Annotated in this window: 12 protein-coding genes; 1 reads left to right on the forward strand and 11 read right to left on the reverse strand. The window is 43.4% G+C overall.

Annotated elements, in window-relative coordinates; translation table 11 throughout:
- Positions 1-25: 25 nt before the first annotated feature.
- The 9 genes from rfbC to AC3ISQ_RS14450 form a co-directional block, all read right to left on the reverse strand.
- Complete coding sequence (rfbC, locus tag AC3ISQ_RS14410) at positions 26-547, reverse strand: dTDP-4-dehydrorhamnose 3,5-epimerase (protein ID WP_489347545.1); 522 nt, start codon at positions 545-547, stop codon at positions 26-28.
- A 3-nt stretch (positions 548-550) separates the two neighbouring features.
- Positions 551-1,429, reverse strand: a complete 879-nt coding sequence (gene rfbA / locus AC3ISQ_RS14415) for a glucose-1-phosphate thymidylyltransferase RfbA (RefSeq protein WP_489347547.1) — start codon at positions 1,427-1,429, stop codon at positions 551-553.
- Between the two features lie 61 nt (positions 1,430-1,490).
- Entirely contained in the window at positions 1,491-2,390 is a 900-nt protein-coding gene (rfbD, locus tag AC3ISQ_RS14420; protein WP_489347549.1) for a dTDP-4-dehydrorhamnose reductase, read from the reverse strand.
- Positions 2,390-3,475 (reverse strand): dTDP-glucose 4,6-dehydratase, encoded by a 1,086-nt coding sequence (gene rfbB / locus AC3ISQ_RS14425; protein ID WP_489347551.1) that lies wholly within the window; start codon positions 3,473-3,475, stop codon positions 2,390-2,392. Before rfbB ends, rfbD begins: the two co-directional genes overlap by 1 nt.
- A gap of 471 nt (positions 3,476-3,946) precedes the next feature.
- The gene (gene galE / locus AC3ISQ_RS14430; RefSeq protein WP_489347553.1) at positions 3,947-4,963 is read right to left on the reverse strand and encodes a UDP-glucose 4-epimerase GalE; all 1,017 of its coding nucleotides are present in this window, start codon (positions 4,961-4,963) and stop codon (positions 3,947-3,949) included.
- 552 nt (positions 4,964-5,515) lie between these two features.
- Complete coding sequence (gene wzc, locus AC3ISQ_RS14435) at positions 5,516-7,672, reverse strand: tyrosine-protein kinase Wzc (protein ID WP_489347555.1); 2,157 nt, start codon at positions 7,670-7,672, stop codon at positions 5,516-5,518.
- Entirely contained in the window at positions 7,662-8,123 is a 462-nt protein-coding gene (locus tag AC3ISQ_RS14440; protein ID WP_489347557.1) for an arsenate reductase/protein-tyrosine-phosphatase family protein, read from the reverse strand. Before AC3ISQ_RS14440 ends, wzc begins: the two co-directional genes overlap by 11 nt.
- On the reverse strand, positions 8,123-9,262 hold the full coding sequence (locus tag AC3ISQ_RS14445) for a polysaccharide export protein (RefSeq protein WP_489347559.1): 1,140 nt from the start codon (positions 9,260-9,262) through the stop codon (positions 8,123-8,125). The genes AC3ISQ_RS14440 and AC3ISQ_RS14445 overlap by 1 nt, the downstream gene beginning before the upstream one ends.
- Before the next feature lie 538 nt (positions 9,263-9,800).
- A complete protein-coding gene (locus tag AC3ISQ_RS14450) occupies positions 9,801-10,709 on the reverse strand; it encodes a UTP--glucose-1-phosphate uridylyltransferase (RefSeq protein ID WP_489347561.1) in 909 nt (302 codons plus the stop codon).
- Positions 10,710-11,654: 945 nt separating this feature from the next.
- Between AC3ISQ_RS14450 and AC3ISQ_RS14455 the strand changes: the two genes are divergently transcribed.
- Positions 11,655-13,241, forward strand: coding sequence for a TerC family protein (locus AC3ISQ_RS14455; RefSeq protein WP_489347563.1), 1,587 nt, complete (start codon positions 11,655-11,657; stop codon positions 13,239-13,241).
- 9 nt (positions 13,242-13,250) lie between these two features.
- Here AC3ISQ_RS14455 and dcuC read toward each other — a convergent pair whose 3' ends face one another.
- Positions 13,251-14,609, reverse strand: coding sequence for an anaerobic C4-dicarboxylate transporter DcuC (gene dcuC / locus AC3ISQ_RS14460; protein WP_489347565.1), 1,359 nt, complete (start codon positions 14,607-14,609; stop codon positions 13,251-13,253).
- A 196-nt stretch (positions 14,610-14,805) separates the two neighbouring features.
- Positions 14,806-16,647 carry an outer membrane assembly protein AsmA gene (asmA, locus tag AC3ISQ_RS14465; protein WP_489347567.1) on the reverse strand — a complete coding sequence of 614 codons (1,842 nt, stop codon included), beginning with the start codon at positions 16,645-16,647 and terminating at the stop codon, positions 14,806-14,808.
- Positions 16,648-16,657 lie beyond the last annotated feature (10 nt).

A 16,657-nucleotide genomic window follows, 5' to 3' on the forward strand; every position in this document is an offset into this window, starting at 1 on the left:
GCTAATAATTACAAAAACATAAAACTTATTGAACTCTATCTTTGTCAGATAAAATATAATCCATTCCCAAATCGGGCCAAACTATAGAAAAATCCTCATTCAAATAAGAGAAGTGTCCTTCTGAACCGGGCTGATAGTAATTAGTAGCTTTATATAAAACTTCTGCAAAATCGCTGAGAACTAAGAAACCGTGACAAAAACCCTCAGGAACCCATAGCTGACGTTTATTCTCAGAAGAGAGATTAATACCAAACCATTTCCCAAATGTTAGTGATGACTTCCGAATGTCTACCACAACATCAAAAATCTCCCCCGATATACAACGAACTAATTTACCTTGAGCATAAGGTGATAATTGATAGTGTAAACCTCTCAATACACCTTTATAGGATTTGGAATGATTATCCTGTACGAATTCTATTTTACGGCCAACAGCTTCTTCAAAAATTTTCTGATTGAAGCTTTCCATAAATAAGCCTCGTTCGTCACAAAAAACTTTAGGTTCAAAAATTAACACATCAGGAATTTCTGTTTGAATAACATTCATCGTTTAGTAACCTTTTACCATCTTAAGAAGGTATTTACCGTAATCGTTTTTAGCTAATGGCGCTGCCAATTTTTTGATTTGTTCCGAATCAATAAATCCCTTACGGAATGCAATCTCTTCTGGACAAGCAACTTTCAACCCCTGACGTAACTCGATAGTCTGGATAAAATTACTCGCTTCAATCAAACTCTGGTGTGTTCCAGTATCTAACCAAGCATAGCCACGTCCCATCATTGCAACAGACATGTTCCCTTGCTCCATATATATGCGGTTAATATCTGTAATTTCCAGTTCACCACGAGGAGATGGTTTCAAGCCTTTAGCCATTTGAATGACAGTGTTGTCATAGAAATACAACCCGGTTACTGCATAATTACTTTTCGGCTCTAACGGTTTTTCTTCTAATGAAATTGCCTTACCATCTTTGTCAAATTCAACAACACCATAACGTTCTGGATCGTTCACATGATAAGCAAATACAGTTGCGCCAAATTTTTTAGCTACAGCACTTTCGAGTTGTTTTTGCAAATCATGACCATAGAAAATATTGTCACCAAGCACTAACGCACAATCATCACTACCAATAAAATCTTCACCGATGATAAATGCCTGAGCAAGACCGTCTGGACTTTCTTGCACTTTGTATTGCAGGTTCAATCCCCACTGACTTCCATCCCCAAGCAGTTGCTCAAAACGAGGGGTATCTTGCGGTGTACTAATAATTAATATATCGCGAATACCGGCTAACATCAGAGTGCTAATCGGGTAATAAATCATCGGTTTGTCATAAATAGGCAATAGCTGTTTGCTTACTGCCATGGTTACCGGATACAAACGTGTCCCAGAACCGCCAGCAAGAATTATTCCTTTGCGTGATGTCATCTTTAATATCTCTATCTATTGATGTTGTCCTGTACTCAGAACATCTAATGAACCTTAATTATTATATACTTGTCGCAGAAAGTAATTCTGTAAGCATGCGTTTTACACCAACGTCCCACTCTGGGAGCGTTAAGCCGAACGTTTGCTGGAACTTACTCGTATCAAGCCGCGAATTGTTCGGACGTTTTGCTGGTGTTGGATAGGCTTCTGTCGGAACTGGATTAGTTTTATTAACCGCCAGAGTCAATCCAGCCAGTTTTGCTTCAGCAAATACTAAATTGGCGTAGTCAAACCAAGTCGTTGTCCCAGATGCAACAAGGTGATATAAACCAGCAACTTCAGGTTGATTCATTGCCGTAACGATCGCATGTGCCGTACAGTCGGCTAATAATTCAGCACCTGTTGGCGCACCAAACTGATCATTGATAATAGAGAGCTCTTCACGATCCTTTGCCAATCGCAACATTGTCTTCGCAAAGTTATTACCTTTACCCGCATAAACCCAGCTTGTTCGGAAAATAAGATGTTTTGAACAGTATTGCTGTACAGCTATTTCACCTGCTAATTTCGTCTCACCGTAGACGTTTAACGGTGCTGTAGCATCTGTTTCTTTCCACGGTTTTTCCCCATTACCTGGAAAAACGTAATCTGTTGAATAATGAACTAACCATGCATTGATTTTTTCTGCTTCTTTGGCGATAGCTGCAACACTAGTTGCATTTAACAACTGTGCGAATTCACGTTCACTCTCTGCTTTATCCACTGCAGTGTGCGCTGCAGCATTAACAATCACATCGGGTTTTATATGCTGTACAGTTTCAGCAATACCTTCCGGGTTACTAAAATCACCACAATATTCTGTTGAATGGACATCAACGGCAATCACACGACCTAAAGGAGCAAGAGCACGCTGCAATTCCCAGCCAACCTGCCCTGTTTTACCAAACAGAAGAATATTCATTATTTACGATCCTTATAATTCTGTTCGATCCACGATTTATAAGCACCACTCTTAATATTATCAACCCATTGATGATTAGCTAAATACCACTGAACTGTTTTCCGGATGCCGCTTTCAAAAGTTTCTTGAGGTTTCCAGTTCAGATCATTACTAATTTTTGTTGCGTCAATTGCATAACGGCGGTCATGTCCTGGGCGGTCAGTAACATAGGTGATTTGTTCACGATAAGAACTGCTCTTAGGGACAAACTCATCCAATAGATCACAAATTGTTAGGACAACATCGAGGTTTTTCTTCTCATTATGACCACCGATATTATACGTCTTTCCAATCTTGCCTTTTGTTACAACGCTATAAAGAGCACAAGCATGATCTTCGACATATAACCAATCACGAATCTGATCACCTTTACCATAAACAGGGAGTTTTTTCCCTTCGAGGGCATTTAGAATTACCAATGGGATCAATTTCTCTGGGAAATGGTATGGACCATAGTTGTTAGAGCAATTAGTTACGATGCACGGCAATCCGTAGGTACGTTGCCACGCACGTACAAGATGATCGCTGGAAGCTTTAGATGCAGAATATGGGCTGCTTGGTGCATAAGCGGTTGATTCAGTAAACAAAGGTAGCGCATCTTTACCGCTCCACTCATCCGGATGAGGGAGGTCACCATAAACTTCATCGGTAGAGATATGATGGAAACGAAAATTCGCTTTTCGAGACTCATCGAGTTGGGACCAATATGCTCGAGTTGCTTCCAATAATATATAGGTTCCAACAATATTGGTTTCGATAAATTCTGCGGGTCCAGTAATAGAACGATCAACATGGCTCTCCGCAGCCAAATGCATTACAACATCAGGCTTATGAGCCGAAAATATCTGTTCTAATGCATTTCTGTCACAAATATCAACCAGGGCGAATGTATAACGATCGTTGGTTGATACCTCAACTAGCGACTCCAGATTACCGGCGTAAGTTAACTTATCAATGTTAACGACACTATCTTGAGTATGATTTATAATGTGTCGAACGACCGCAGAACCAATGAACCCTGCGCCACCAGTAACTAGAATTTTCACAGAAAAAATCTCTCTTTAATATTGTAGTGATGTTATTCAACACACTTACAAGATGAGTTCACGAAAACTTTCTTGTAAAAATGATGAGCCATAATATATTGTGGTGCAATGATAAGGCTTATATCAAAAGACTTGTATCTGGTCGGAAGTAAATGTGGTTATTTTTGACACTCATTTTCGTTTTTAGTCTATTGCATTTCACCACGCTACCGCCCCTGGTTCGATTGCTACCAGTATACTGCATCATAGGATATCGATGTCACAGAGCGACAAGCTCTACTCCAATAGCAATATTTTAGGTATATATCACTATCTAGAATACAGCAGCAAACAGATGACAAAAAGACATATTATCAATCAAGAAGTTACCAAATCATCTAGCTAAAATAAATAAAACTCGAACAATTCAGATTAGATTAACATCACTGAAGACAGCCGATTCAAACCGGCCATCCTCCTAAAACCCCAAAATCACCCACCATACCCTTTCGGATTTTTACTCTGCCAATTCCAAGTGTCACGCATCATCTCATCGATACCACGTTGAACCTTCCAACCCAGTTCCTGCTCTGCCAAATTAGCATCAGCCCAAAAAGCAGGCAGATCACCATCACGGCGAGGAAGGATCTGGTAAGGAACTTTCACACCAGACGCTTTTTCAAAAGCATTAATCATTTCCAACACCGAATACCCAATACCGGCGCCCAAGTTGTAAGCTTTGAATCCACTAATTTTTTTCAAGTGATCCATAGCCATCAAGTGACCTTCCGCCAGATCCATCACATGGATGTAATCACGTACTCCGGTTCCATCTTTAGTGGGATAATCGCCACCAAACACGCCAAGTTTTTCTAGCTTACCAATCGCAACTTGAGCAATGTAAGGCAAAAGATTGTTCGGAATACCGTTTGGATCTTCGCCAATCAAACCGGACTCATGGGCACCAACTGGATTGAAGTAACGTAATGCAATGATGGAAAACTGAGGTTCTGCTTTGGCGAAATCTTGCAGAATCTGTTCAACCATCAATTTAGAAGTACCATAAGGACTGGTTGTACCGCCGATAGGCGTAGTTTCTATATAAGGGACTGGGGAGTTAGCACCATAAACAGTTGCGGAAGAACTGAAGATGAACTTGTGAACGTTCGCGTCACGCATCTCTTCCAGGAGACTCAGGGTTCCGGCCACATTATTTTGATAATACTCGAGTGGTTTACGGGTGGATTCCCCTACTGCTTTTAGTCCTGCAAAATGGATCACAGCGCTGATTTTGTGAGCGTCGAAGATTCGTTTAAGGCATTGTCTGTCTTGGATGTCACCTTGGTAGAACAAAGCTGCCTTACCAGTCAGTTGCTCCACGCGATGTAGCGATTCCTCCGATGAATTGGACAAGTTATCAAGCACAACAACATCATCGCCACGATCTAGCAGCGTTAATACAGTATGAGAACCAATGTATCCAGCACCACCGGTAACTAAAATCGCCATGACATCCCCTAGTTTGCGCTTTCGCGCTGATAGTTATGAGTTCGACCACCTATTTTACTCATCAATTACCTCCAATGTCCCCAAAAAAACCAAAATTACACCACGTGCAACCTTTGTATACTAGCTGCATATGTAATTTCGGGGGACAACATAGCGTAAAAACGCTTGGAAATCAGCATTCACTAGCGCTTTCGGAAAAAGACTAAATTACTTGTAAGATTTACCTTGTGTGGTTACTTTTCAATCAATGCAGTTGCTCAAAGTACTGCACCACACGTTTCACATCATTTTCATTTGAGGGTGCCTGAATCACTAGTTTCCGACACATCGGTGATAATCCGCTCCCAATGTTGACAAACGATCGTTCAACGCCAGATTTTTACGTTGTCCATAAAAACTCCGGAGGTAAGCCTGGCTGATGCCCAGATCGTTCTGGATATTGCTTTTTAACAAGGTCGACCTATTCACAAAATGAGTACATCACATCAACTTAACCTCTCAGATAAATGTGAGAATTTTACTTGATGATCTCCACATTGAATACACGACCAATTATTCAGTTTTACTCTCATAACTATAGTTATAATAACCGTAATTACCGTTCGCCTTCTTAATAACAGCATTAAAAATGACACCTTTAATTTCAACACCGCTATTTTCGAAACGTGACAAACTGACCTCGACCTCTTTTTGTGTTGTTGCACCAAATCGGGTCACCATCATATTAGTTCCCGCATGTCGCCCAACAATCGAAGCATCAGTCACGGCCAAAATCGGCGGGGTATCGACCAATACCAGATCATAATTCTCACGTGCCCAATCCAGTAACTGCTCAAAACGCGAATTCATCAATAATTCTGAAGGATTCGGTGGGACTTTTCCACGCGAGATAAAGTCCATATTATTTACTTCTGTTTTAACCAGTGCACTATCCAAACCAATTTGTCCTGACAAAATACCGGAGAGACCGTTATCATTAGACGTTCGTAATACTTCATGAATGCGCCCACGTCGCATATCACCATCGATCAGTAAAACTTTCGCGCCAGATTGAGCGATGACCGCAGCAAGGTTACTGCATACAAATGTTTTACCGATTTCAGGTGATGCCCCAGAAATCATCAATACATTGTTCTTAGCCTCAATCATGGCGAAGTGCAAACTGGTTCTCAAACTACGGATAGATTCAATCGCCAAGTCGGCGGGGTTAGCTATGGCTAACAACATATCACTATGCTTCGTACGCCCTTTACTGCGACCGAACAGCATGTCTTTTTTCTGCTGAGTTTCTGAAATAGGAATGCTGGCGTAAACACTGATCCCCAGTTCCTCTAGGTCATCCGTAGACTCCATTCCTTTATGTAATAAAGCCCGTAAGAAAACCACGCCAGAAGATAATACTGCACCTAAAACGGTAAACAGAACCACCAGCGGTGCCTTCTTTGGCGCAACCGGTTTTGGCGACGTAACGGCGCTATCTACAATACGCACATTACCGATAGTACTTGCCTTGTTAATACTCAGCTCTTGCTGTTTATTCAGCAAAACCATATAGATTTCTTGACCGGCTTGAACATCACGGGTTAAGCGCAAAATCTCTTGTTGAGTTTCCGGCATATTATTAATACGCTTGTTAAAGCGATTACGTTCTTCCTCCAGCGTTTTTCTTTTATCGAGTAATGATTTATATGCCGGGTGATCTTTGGTATACAACTGAGAAATCTCAGCTTCTTTCAAGGTCAACTGATTTAACTGTGACTCTACATCAACCATAGAATCCAGCAATGCCTTGGCTTCCAGTGTCATATCCACTGAGTCTTTACGCTGGCGATAACTATTCAGTTTGTCCTCTGCTACTTCCAGCTGACGACGAACCGTTGGCAACTGCAGCTCAAGGAATTTTAAACTTTTCGCCGCTTCTTCAGACTTACGTTCAACGTTCTGCTGCAAATAGTTTTGGGCAATGCTGTTAAGGATTTTTCGAATGAGTACAGGGTCATCACCTTTATAGGACAGCCCTAAAACTCCGGTGTCTTTCCCTTTATCTGCAACAACTAGATTCTGCATCATTTTCTGGACAACATCGAGAGGCGTTCGTTTCACTACATTAAAAACTGCCCCATCCTTAGCATCAATGCTACTAACCAATAAAGAAAAATCGTCTTGAGAAGCAAACTGCCCAACTTTTCCCGTCAACACAACATCACCACCAGCAGATAACTGATATTCACTTGGAGAAATTACCGTTAACGCCAACGACTTATCCAACCAATTATCCGGCACGCTCAATCGTGATAAAGCAATTTGGGCGGGTTCCTGTTTAGACAGTCTAGCCCACCCTTTACCGAATATCGGGAGAAATTTTTCGGAGATTTGAGTTTCCAATCCCAGATCCTGTACCGTTTTGTTTAAAACCATACGCGATCTGATCAACTCAATTTCAGCCTGACTTTGCGGTTGGCTATCTGGTAAAATGGATGAAAGATTATTCAGTAAATTACTACCAGTACTACGCTCTACCTGAATTAATGCATCTGTTTGATAAATTGGCGTCGCAAATAATACATATAACAAACTGAAAACGGTAAAGATGCTAGTTATAGCAATAATCAACCATTTATTATCTACCAGCTCCCCAAGCAAACGACGTAGATCGATATCCTCGGTTCTTTCCGCAAAACTTGCCGACGATTTATTTTTATCTGACATAATTATTCTCGTATTCTAAAGCTAGGGCATTGCCCCATTTAACTGCAGAGTTAGACAGTAACTGGTACACATGCTCAAATACCTCTTGGCTCTTACGGTAAGGATCGACAATTTCCTGCCTTCCCAGCCAATGACCAAAAAGCATGGTTTTACCACTGACATCAGGTGCAATTTTTGCAATTGCTTCAATGTGGCGTTTTTCCATGACTAATATCAGGTCATATTCTCGACATAACCTTGCTGTTAATTGGGTAGCAATATGCCTGTCGAGAGAAATACCATGTTTCTTTGCCATTATTTTTGCACTGGTGTCAGCACTCTGCCCAACTAAAGCTTGTAAGCCTGCAGAAGCGATTCTTTTTTCAGGGAGGCGCTGCCTAAGTAGCGCCTCACCAGTAGGCGATCGGCAAATATTGCCGACGCAAACCACTAAAATAGAGTCAAATTTCATTATGGCCAGCTCTTGATAAAGCGCACTGTTTCAACCATATCGTGGACACCGCTGATTGTCGGTACTAATTGCATAACGACACGATTCCATCTTGCCAATGGTGCTGTAGTGACATACACAATATCGTAAGGTTGCAGTTGGAACTCTGTACCCATCACCATTGCCGTCGCATCCGCGGCGTTCAACTGATAGATATTGGCAATCTTTCCGTTGTTTGCTTGCCCCTTCGTTGGGCGAATAACAAAGATCCCGGTCGCATCCGATGTATTTTGATCAACACCATTCGCATTCCCCAACGCTTCAGTTAGCGTCATTCCGCTACGATCCATCTTTAATGTCGCAGGTTGTTTAACTTCCCCCATCACAAACACTTTCAGATCGTCATTACGTGGAATATAGAGAATATCTCCAGGATAGAGCAGACGGTTTTCCGTCAAATCCCCATTTTGCATCAAAGCCTGTAAGGATATTGAAGCTTCCTTACCGTTATGGGTCAATACCGCATTTCGCCAATCCGCATTTTCGGTTAACCCACCCGCAGCATTGACCGCGTCCAGAATAGTCAAAGGAATGTTCGTAATCGGCTGTTGGCCTGAGTTTTTAACTTCGCCTGTGACATAAACTTTCTGGGAGCGGAATGACGCAATATTGACATCAACCTGCGGGCTTTCAATATAAGTCGCCAGTCGATTGGCAATATCCCGGCGAACTTCCATCACTGTTTTGCCAGCAACACCCACTTTACCGATGTAAGGATAGAAGATTGTGCCATCTGCATGTACCCAGTTGCCGCTATCGCTGGCAGTACGGTAGGTACCCGCAGGAGTCGTTAGCTCTGGATGATCCCAAACGGTTACCATCAAAACATCACCAATCCCGATCCGATATTGGTGTTTTTTCAACTCGTCATCCAACTGAGGATTGGGCTGTGCAATAACGGGTTTAACCCGTAGGCTGTCTAAAAGTTTAGGTGTTAGGGGGTAAACACTCACTAATTTGTTAATATCAAAGTTTTCATCTTGCTGATGGACAACTTCCTTATTACTCGTGCTCAAATGCTGGCCAGGAACAACCGTGCACCCAGCAACTAAAATACTAACGATCAGCACGCCGACCGATTTAGTTTTCATTTTTATCATATAAGCTTACTACCATCAGTTATTTCAGATTATGGGAAAAGACGCAATCCAAGGTTTGCAGTATTTAATGTTATACACTCATAATATTGAGCCAACAAAAAACACCCCTAACTCAATGAACAATAGTAGCGCCTTAAAAAAGGCACCTGGTAATTTTAAAAACTTGCTACGTACATAAATAAAAAGAAAGTATTAACATCATTCCCTTTTTAAAATAAAAGGTGTCTTATACTGAGAGAATTCACTACGCTCCCTACGTTAATTTCACCAGTTATATAAAATAAAAAGATAAACAGTAACGTAGAAAAATATTACACGAAAAGTTTGAAAACATATCGTTAAAACTCTTCCTATAATTTGAGTAAAGGGATATCTAATTTGACCGAATCAATTGAAGTAACACCCGAAAACGTAAATTAAAAAAGGAACAAAATAGCGGCTGTATGTAACCGTTGGTCTGAGACATTAGAGTTACTTTGCAGTTATGACCTGCTGCCTAGATGATAGCAGGCCATGAAAAATGCATTGTCAGCCTAACTTATTTTTCATCAGTTACGCTAAAAAACTCATTTAACCATTGTTTAAAGGCAGCTCCTTGCACAGGATGACGTAACCCATAGGTTACGAATGCCTTTAAATAGCCCATTTTCTCACCACAGTTGTATGACTCACCCACCATACACATTGCATCAATAGGTTTATTTTTAGCCAGTACCGCTATTGCATCACTCAATTGGATACGATCCCAAACCCCTGGTTCTGTCGTTTCTAGGATTGGCCAAATATCTGCTGTTAGCACATAGCGACCAACGGCAGAAAAACCGGAGCTTGGTACCACACTCGCTGCAGGTTTTTCAATGATGGATGTCATACGGCTACTTTCACCTGGCAGCAAATGAGGCGTTTCACAGGTGACAATGGAGTAATTTTGCAAGGCATCGGCATCTGACTCTTGAACTAGAATCTGACTTACACCGGTCTTTTCGAAGCGCTCAATCATATTGGCCAAATTACCTTTTTGCCCCCCAATACGGGCATCATCCAGCAGTACGTCTGGGTGCAAAACAATAAACGGTGAATCGCCCACTAAAGGCTTAGCACAGAGAACTGCATGCCCTAAACCTTTCGCCTGACCTTGGCGAATATGCATCAAGGTCACTCCTTTAGGGCAGATCGATTGTACTTCATCCAACAATTGACGTTTTACGCGAGCTTCAAGCATCGCCTCAAGCTCAAATGAGGTATCAAAATGGTTTTCGATAGCGTTTTTTGATGAATGCGTCACCAAAATGATTTCTTTTATTCCTGCTGCGACACATTCAGCGACGATATACTGGATCAAGGGTTTATCGACTACAGGCAGCATCTCTTTAGGAATCGCTTTAGTCGCTGGCAACATCCGCATCCCTAATCCCGCAACCGGTATAACCGCTTTCAACTTGCTCATATCATCCACCTTTCAACTTATTGGTTTCTTTTCAATTTGGACATTCATTCGACCACAAAACAGTGGTCCATGACACGATAAAACTCACAACTTCTCGGAGTATATCCTCAGAGCAAGCGTGCATGTAGAGTGATTGTCCTAAAAGGAACTAGCTGACTAACTAATTATATCTATTAGATATAATATCGAATTCAGTCAGTTCGAAAGTGATGTCTTTGAGCTTTTTAACGCATTCTAAGCCGGTTTGGAATTCAGCATTCAAATCCCCGTTATCGTCAGTGATGATTTCAGTGATATGTTTTTCACTCGTTGAACGTCGATCATACCGCCTTCTTCGGGGAAAACATCAGTACTAAAGCACGCTACCGCCCTTGGCTCTCAGCTACCAATGCACTGTTTTATTTTTTGTTCGGCGCTCTTTTCCTATCATCGCTTTCTACCAACAAGAACCCACGGCTGAATGAGACCAAGCCACATAAAAATAAGAACTTTATTTTCTTATAGCAAAAATGGGGGGCTTGTTAGCGTTCACGCTCTTAGGATTCTTATACTATTAGTTTATTGATACAAGCCAAACCTGCTTATCCACTCATCTTTTCAGAATAAGACTACTAACTTCCGAAAAAACGATCGGTTTTTTCTTAAAAATAAAAACCTATCACATTGATTTTAAAGGTGTATATCAATAGATTGTTTTATAGGCAGTGAATGTGACAATATAACTGAGATTAATTACATTACGTCGTAAGAACTATTCTTATTAATTAATGATTCTCATGCAATCTATATAGGTATGTGTTTTCTGTATAGGCCGAAGTGGCTTTATTATTATCAAAACCACAACATAATAAGCCATAATGTAATTCCCATATTGAATTTTCCCAGCACAGCAACCATCATTTGTTAACGGTATTTTCCGTTAAGCATAGAGGTGAAATTTGGCATATGGAATGGATCGCGGATCCGACTGTCTGGGCTGGTTTGGCTACATTGGTAGCGCTAGAAATCGTTTTAGGCATAGATAACCTAATCTTTATCGCCATCCTGGCAGAGAAGTTGCCCAAACGCCAAAGAGATAAGGCTCGTGTTGTCGGTTTGCTTTTAGCGCTGTTGATGCGCCTAGTTTTGCTAGCCTCGATCTCTTGGCTCGCCACCTTAACCAAACCTCTATTTACCTTTGCAGAACACCCTTTCAGCGGTCGCAACCTGATCATGCTAGCTGGGGGTATTTTTCTGCTATTTAAAGCCACTATGGAGCTAAACGAGAGGCTTGAAGGGAAAGATGATGAACAACGCGATCAACGCAAAGGGGCTCGCTTCTGGCCTGTCGTTGCACAAATCGTCATTCTTGATGCGGTATTCTCTCTTGATGCCATCATCACCGCCATCGGCATGGTCGATCATCTGGCTGTAATGATGCTGGCTGTCTGTATCGCCATTGGCCTGATGTTGTTGGCCAGCAAGCCACTGACTCGTTTCGTCAATGCACATCCCACTATTGTCATTTTATGCTTAAGCTTCCTGTTGATGATTGGTTTCAGTCTGGTATCCGAAGGTTTTGGCTACCCGATCCCGAAAGGTTACCTCTACGCAGCGATCGGTTTTTCCGTGCTCATCGAAGCATTGAATCAACTGGCACAGTTCAACCGGCGACGTTTTTTATCCAAAGTCAGGCCATTACGAGAACGAACCGCAGAAGCCGTGTTACGTATGTTGAGTGGTAAGCATGAAGAAGCCGAGATCGATAACCATTCGGCACAACTACTCGCCGACAGTCACAGTGAAGAGAGAGAAATATTCAACCAACAAGAACGACGGATGATCGAACGCGTGCTGAGCATGGCGCAACGCACTGTCAGCAGTATCATGACATCCCGCCATGATGTGGAATATCTAGAACTCACCAGTCCACCGGAGAAATTGACGCAGTTGTTAGAGAGAAACCAGCATACCCGTCTGATCGTCACTGAAGACCGCACCAATAATGAACCGCTCGGCGTCATACACACCGTTGATGTTTTAAAACAGCAATTGCAGCAAAAACCACTGGATTTGCGCGCTCTACTCCAACAACCGCTGATTTTCCCAGAACAATTGACGTTACTGTCAGCGTTGGAACAGTTCCGACACGCCAAGACGCACTTTGCTTTCGTTGTGGATGAATTTGGTTCGATGGAGGGGATTGTGACGTTAACCGACGTTATGGAAACCATCGCTGGTAAACTGCCGGAAACAAGTGAGGAGAGCGATGCTCGCCATGATATTCAATCTATTGAAGATGGCAGTTGGATCGTCAATGGTTATATGCCATTAGCCGATTTGTCGTCGTATCTACCACTACCATTGGAAGAAAAGCGCGAATATCACACATTGGCGGGATTGTTAATGGAACACTGTCAACGCGTGCCACAACAAGGTGAGCAACTGACGATCGGTGACTACTTGTTTGAACCACTAGAAATCAGTAGTCACCGGATCATCAAAGTCAAAATCACCCCACTAGTTCAGCCCGAGTCAGACTATGAGGTGTAACGCGGTTAATTAAAGGTGTACCGGTACCAAGATTTCGGTCGCCACAATCACCACAATCAAACCGACGATCACGGGAACCGAGGTACGCTTAACCACTTCAAACGGAGAGATTTTTGCCATACCGGAAACCGCAACCACCACGCCAGAAACCGGTGACAAAGTACGCCCCAAGTTAGAGGCTTGCAGCATCGGGATAACCAGATAAGCCGGGTTAACCCCCATCTGCGCCGCCAGTTTCGGGATCAATTCAACAAACGCATAAAACGGCGCGTTACCCGAACCAGTAGTCATCGCTGCCAGCATGGTAATCACCACCAATACCAACATCATGATGATGCCACCAGTCCCGAAGGACTGCGCCAAACTGATCAAACCGCTGATAAAGCCTACGGTACTCAAACCTTGCGCAAATACCCCAGCAGCTACCAACAGCATGACCACGCTGGCAAAGGCATCGGCCATACCACGGTAAGCCACTTCCAGCCCGGTAAATACGGTTTTAGCGCTGAAGCTACGGATAAACTCGATCACCGCCGCCATCAACATGCAAATCACCAATACGGTGATGATATGCAGTTCGGGCCCCCATTTACCATCAAACACCAACACCCCCAGAATAGGGGTAAATGGCAGAATAGCGTAGAAAGCAGGCGCATTGGTGGTGATTTCGCTGACATCAACGATGTGATGCTGTTCGTTAGCTTTTTTATCGAGATAACGCTGCCAGAAATAGTGAGCTATCGCCATACAGATAATAGCGGCGATCGAGATCGGCAACGTGGTTTTAAAGGCAAAATCAATCAATGGCATTTCCGCAGCTTTAGCAGCCAATACCACATCACCAGAGGTTGGCGCCAAGATAATCGCAGCGGGTGAAGCACAGATTGCCGCTGCGGCACCACGGCTGATACCAACGTTCACCATTAATGGGAACAGCGTTGCCATCAGCAACACACCCAAACCTGTGGCGGAAGAGACCGCCAAGGACATCAGGCAAGCCACAAAATAAGCGGCAATCATCAGAAGATAAGGAGAGTTGATCATCTGCAACGGACGAGAGGCCAATTTCACCACTACGTCGTTAGCACCGATGTGTGTCATATAAGCGGCAAAACCACACAGCATCATGATCATCATGCCGAGGTCACCACCGCGACTCATCAGCAAAATTTTAACGTATTCGACAATATCCGTGGCACGCCAACCGGTAGAGGTTGCGCTGCCCGGTAAAACACTTTTTCCCATCATTGCGCTAATTGCCAGTAACAACAAACCACCGACCATCAACACCCCAGTAGCAGAATAGCCCTTGATGATATAGCGGCCTACCCCTACCGCTACTACAAGGCCGATCAGAAGATCTATCATATTTCCTCGTCTTAATTATTTTTAACTAGCTATTCATTATTAAACCCGACAACTGCGCCACACTCTGCCGAAAAGCAGCACAAATAAGTATGACATCTATCAAAATAACAGAAGGAAATTATCAGGAAATAACGAATATTAAGGCGGGATGGAAAATTTTGTGGATCACACGACGCGATCCACAAAACTTAACCGATTATAACTTATCGAGCAGCTTTTTCAGATCCTGCCCGGCAGGCTTGTCTTTATTCTTCTCAACCCACTTGTTGAGGGCATCCTTCGCTTTATCTTCCAAGTTGTTGCGTAATACCTTACCAACCTGCAATTGATAATTAAGCTGTTCCCACGGGCCATAAACGCGCAATGGGATCGCTGTTTTTTGCAGCAATTCAATCAACTCGCCACGGCCTTTCCAACCGCCTGTGACCTGTACGTTTAGCGTCATATCACATTGCTTGCCCGGCATATCCAAGGTTCCGTCGCCGCTGACATTCAGCATTGGAGAACTGGCGGTCAATTCAGTGATTTTTATCGAACCACGATTCAGCTGCGCCTTGGCGGCCAAATGTTTGACCTCGGTGTAACGCTGATACTTATCCAACCCGCTTACGCTACTGTCATTACGTGACACCGCCTGCTGGATTAGCTGCTGGATATTCAAACCATGCAACTGTGCATCTTGCATTGTCAGCTGTGCCGTTCCCTGCCAACGGTGCTCAAAGGAATACGCGTCCAGCTTGTCGCCACTGAGATCCCCTTGCATGCTGAATTTGCCAGTCAATGCCTGTGGCATATCAAATGCTTTGAGGATCCATTCTAGTTCGACGTCTTTCAACATCGGTTGCACTTGAATCACTGGCTTACGGTTACGTGCATCCAAACTCCCCGGCAGCGAGAACTCGCCAGAACCTAGCTTCCCGGTCAACGTTTTCACCGTTAACAAGCCATCCTGATTATCAGCCTGCACGGCCAATTGATTGATATCCATGCCCCGGTACATCAGTTGATCAACATCCAGATTCAAACGTGCGGTGAATTCACGTAACGCTTGTAGATTTTTCTGTGGCTCATCGGCTTGATTAGCAATCACCGGAGCTGGAGTCATTGCTGCCACCGGTTGGTCAGCGTCATGGCTGGAAGGAAGTCGCCACCCCGTCAGAGTATCCAGATTCAAATTGCTCGATTTCAGGTTCAGTGCATAGTCTGGCTTATCGCTCAACTGCGCACTGGCATTACCGGTAAGTTGGCTACCGTTAGCTGTGAGCATCAGTTGATTAAGCGTGAACTGTTTTAGTTCGCTCTGATACAAAGCCTGAGCGCTACCTTCTCCTTTGATACCACCAGTGAGAATATCCGCACCATCTAATTGATAGTTGAACTGGTTAATCTTGGCAGCAATCTGGTGTGGATATTGTTGTAAATCGAGGTCAGCACTTAACGTGAATGCCAGATCGCGTTGATCGCGATTCACCCGGCTGGAAACATCCAACTGAGCGTGACGTTCACCATTCTGCTGCAAGCTAAGATTGATATCACGGACGTTAATCTGCTCATTATTTGCACGCTGCCAGATCAGCAAGCTATCCACGATTTGCAAATTATCGATATTAAACTTCCAACCACTTCCTGATGATTCTTCTGGGCTACCACTTGGTGCGACCGGTGCACCGGGTACGATTTGCTCTTCACTGTCTGGTGTGAGGCGCACCACCGCATTTTTCAGCATCACCTGTTTAACGAATAACTGATGGGAGAGCAGAGGTAATAATTTGACGTCGAGACGCATATTGTCAGCACTCACCAACGGAGCTTTCGCTCCGGGCGCAGTCAATGTCATACGTCCCGCTAAGATGCTAAGCTGCGGCCAAACATGCCAACGCAGGGAACCATCCAGAGTGAGTTGATAACCGCTTTTTTGCTCAACGGTTTTAACCATATAAGCGCGGAAATCATTTGGGTTAACCAGTACCACTAGCGCAGTCATCCCTGCCACCAGCACTACCAGTAAAATCACCAAGGTCGTCAATAATCGTCTCATGCCATCCTCT

Source organism: Serratia sp. KH_031, from assembly GCF_057839655.1.